Annotated in this window: 2 protein-coding genes; both read left to right on the forward strand. The window is 70.0% G+C overall.

All coding sequences use genetic code 11. The features are described from left to right. The first annotated feature begins 234 nt into the window (after positions 1-234). Positions 235-1539: a transposase family protein gene (locus VFN12_RS00355; protein WP_325116543.1), complete on the forward strand. Its 1305-nt coding sequence runs from the start codon at positions 235-237 to the stop codon at positions 1537-1539. Positions 1540-1630: 91 nt separating this feature from the next. Further along, positions 1631-2183, forward strand: a 553-nt coding sequence (locus VFN12_RS00360; protein ID WP_325116544.1) for a glycogen debranching N-terminal domain-containing protein, incomplete at its 3' end; no start/stop codon positions are given.

The raw sequence follows: 2183 nt of genomic DNA on the forward strand, positions 1-2183 counted from the left end.
CGTCACCACGACCAGGTGTCGCTTCGCCGGTCCGAGTGCCGCCATCACCTCGTCCGGCACCGGGATGCCGGTGGTGTTCCCCGACTGATGGATCGTCGTCGTGTAGCGCATGGACCCATTGTGCCGATCGGGCGCCTCGGCGAACAGGCTTCGACGAGACTCACGAAAACTGCCCGCGAAACACGCTCGGTGCCTCACGTAAGAGTGCCCGCGAAACCGTGACGATCGACGGGCATGGAAAGTGAGCTGTCGATGGCGTCTCGTGCGGAGATCACGACGAGGTACGCGAAGGGGTACGCGCGGGCCTCGAAGAAGGACAAGGGCCGGGTGCTTGATGAGGTGGTGGCGGTCACGGGCTGGTCACGCGACAACGCCCGACGGCGCCTGGTCGCGGCGGCGAAACTGGCGCCGGGGGCCGGGCGGGCGGTCGCCCGCCGGCCCAGGAAGCAGCGGGCGGACAAGTTCTCCTACGACGCCCGGCTGATCCTGCAGAGGGTGTGGGCCGCCAGCGGGGGCCAGTGCGGCAAGTACCTCGCCGCCTCGATGGCCGTCCAGCTCGACGCCCTGCAGCGCCACGGCGAGCTCGTCCTGGACGGCCCCGGCTCCTCCGACCCCGAGGGCCGCTACAGCCCGTCGGTGCGTGCCGAACTGCTCGCGATGAGCGCGGCCACGATCGACCGGTACCTGGCGCCGGCGAAGGCCAAGGACGGGCTGCGGGGGACCTCCACCACCAAGCCCGGACCGCTGTTGCGGACCTCGATCACGATCCGCAGGGCCGGCGATGAGGTCGAGGCCGAACCAGGGTTCTTCGAGGGAGACACCGTGGCCCACTGCGGGCCGAGCCTGAAGGGCGAGTTCGCCCGAACCGTGAACCTCACCGACGTGCACACCGGGTGGACCTTCACCCGCAGCATCCGCAACAACGCCCACACGCACATCCTCGGCGCCCTGCAGCAGGCCGTCGAGCCCCGCACCGGGATCCCGTTCGAGGTGACCGGACTCGACTTCGACAACGGAAGCGAGTTCCTCAACCACGCCGTCGTGGGCTGGGCCGGGCAGCGAGGCATCTACTTCACCAGATCCCGGCCCTACAAGAAGAACGACCAGGCGACCATCGAGTCCAAGAACGGGCACCTGGTGCGCCGGTACGGCTTCTACTACCGCTACGACACCAGCGAGGAACGCACCGTCCTGAACCGGCTCTGGCGCCTGGTCAACGACCGGCTCAACTACCTCACACCGACCATCAAGCCGGTCGGGTACGCCAGCACCAGCGACGGGCGCCGCACCCGCCGCTACGACAAGCCCCAGACCCCCTTCGACCGGCTCCTAGCCGCGAACGTCCTCGCACCCGCACAGATCACCGAGCTGACCACCTACCGTGACAGCCTCAACCCCGCCGCCATCGGCCGCCAGATCGCCGACCTCCAGACCGTGCTCCTCAAGCTCGCCAAGGACAAGACCGACCAGCTCTACCTCGCCTCCATCCCCAGCGCACTGCCCGACGTCCGCAAGGGCATCCGAGTCAGCGCCTCCTAACCTCCCCAGCTACGCGGGCACTCTCACGTGAGGCATGGTCAACCTTTCGCGGGCACCTTGACGTGAGGCACTACGGCGTGGAGGGTGGGCCATGGTCCGGCAACCGCTCCTGCACGAACAACTGGTCGCCCTCGCCGCCCCGACCCAGGCCTGGTCCGGCACCGACGGTCAGATCCGAGCCGGCCTGCGGAACCTGCACGGCGTGTTCCATGCGGACATCCGCGTCCTGAGCGAGGCGGTCCTGACCATCGCCGGCGCCGAGCCCGAGGTGATCGCCACGGCCAACCCGAGGGTCGGCACGGTCAAGGTGGTGGCGTTGGCCCGCGAGCTCGACGGCCCGGGTGCCGATCCCGCGACCCGCGTCGACACCGATCGCACGCTCACGCCCGGCCGGATGCGCGAACACCTGACCGTCTCGACCTCGGCCGCCGGTGGTGTCGCGGCGGAGGTGCGGGTCCGGCTCGGTGCGGACCTGTTCGCGATGGACCGGGTCAAGGCGGGCGAGTCGGGGGACCCGGTCGTGCCCACCCGCACCCGGACCGGCCTGGAGTGGGGCGACGACGAGCGGGGGATCGGAGTCCGGGTGCGAGCCCCGGAGGCCGGGATCGACCTGGACGAGCCGGCCGCCCCGACCCTCGTCTGGA

The sequence above is a fragment of the Nocardioides sp. genome (genome assembly GCF_035703625.1).
Taxonomy (GTDB): domain Bacteria; phylum Actinomycetota; class Actinomycetes; order Propionibacteriales; family Nocardioidaceae; genus Nocardioides.

Excerpts from the sequence above, each read along its gene's own strand:
- VFN12_RS00355 (WP_325116543.1), top strand. The coding sequence starts at position 235 with ATGGAAAGTGAGCTGTCGATGGCGTCTCGTGCGGAGATCACGACGAGG.